At 37.0% G+C, this 1,160-nt stretch carries 1 protein-coding gene; it reads right to left on the reverse strand.

Annotation, left to right across the window (positions count from 1 at the left end):
• Positions 1-138 precede the first annotated feature (138 nt).
• Positions 139-1,160 (reverse strand): type I-B CRISPR-associated endonuclease Cas1b (gene cas1b / locus EIY84_RS11755; protein WP_241154793.1); only part of this gene is annotated, 1,022 nt, incomplete at its 5' end.

Genomic DNA, 1,160 nt, shown 5'->3' on the forward strand with positions numbered 1-1,160 from the left:
TTTTTTAGTTCTTTCTCGAAATAACTCATTAAATTCTTCTTGTTTCATCACTCTTTTATTTATGTTAAACATATCACTCGATCACCCATCACTCAATCACCCTTCACTCGATCACTGATCACTCCATCACCCGATAACCTACCACCACGCTTTAAAAGGTTTGTATTCTTCGATATTCAGGATATGCTTGGTCAGTTTGTAACACTCTAATTTTACCAAATGCTTATAACTCACACTTCTACCCAAAGATCGATGTTTGATGGTTTCATTCAGGCGTTCTTCAAAAGCACGAACAAAAGTCTTGCGGGCAGCATCTTTTAGCATCACACTATTGGTGTTGATATCGAAATCTTTGGCTTGAATTTCTTTTTTATTTAAGACTCTGAAAATGACTCTATCCACCAAAATAGGTTTAAAAATTTCGGCTAAATCCAAAGCTAATGAGAATCTACGATAGCCGGGTTCGTGCAAATAGCTGATGGTAGGGTTGAGTTGGGTATGATAGATTTGTCCTAAACATAAGGCATAGCACATCATATTGGCAAATGAAACAAGTGCATTGACTTCATTTTTCGGAGGTTGTTTGCTTCTGCCATTCATGGCAAAGTCGTTCAGTATTACATCAAAAGCTTCGTAATAAACTTGACGGATATTGCCTTCTATGCCCATCAGTTCGTCAATTTCTTGAGTTTGAAGTAAGTTAGAACTAAAGGATTCAATAGTATCGATATAAGCTGAAAGTTCTTTCCCACGAGATTGATAATATTTTAGGTTTTTCAGGATATTGAAGGCAGCCCCTTCGATAAATTTTTGAGCAATGACCAATCTTTTTTTCTTGGTTAAATATTGCTTGGTCTGTTCAATTTGCATTTTGCCTGCCAATAAATATTCTTTGGGCAAGAAGCTCCCGGTATAATGCTCGTAATAATCGAAAAAATGAACGGCTATTTGTTGTTTCCCTAAGAAATTGTACAAAGCCGAATTGGCATCCAAAGCTCCGAAGCAAAACAAATCGGATACACCTTCTACAGGAATGTATTTAGGTTGTCCTTCGGTTCTGTTTTCATCCACTGGAACAAATTTTAGGGTATTGTCTTTGCGGCTCATGCGGCCGGGATTGAAGAGATAATAGGATTTTTTCATCTTGTGATCTGTGATTT

Source organism: Amniculibacterium aquaticum (assembly GCF_003852705.1).
In the GTDB taxonomy this organism is placed as follows: domain Bacteria; phylum Bacteroidota; class Bacteroidia; order Flavobacteriales; family Weeksellaceae; genus Amniculibacterium; species Amniculibacterium aquaticum.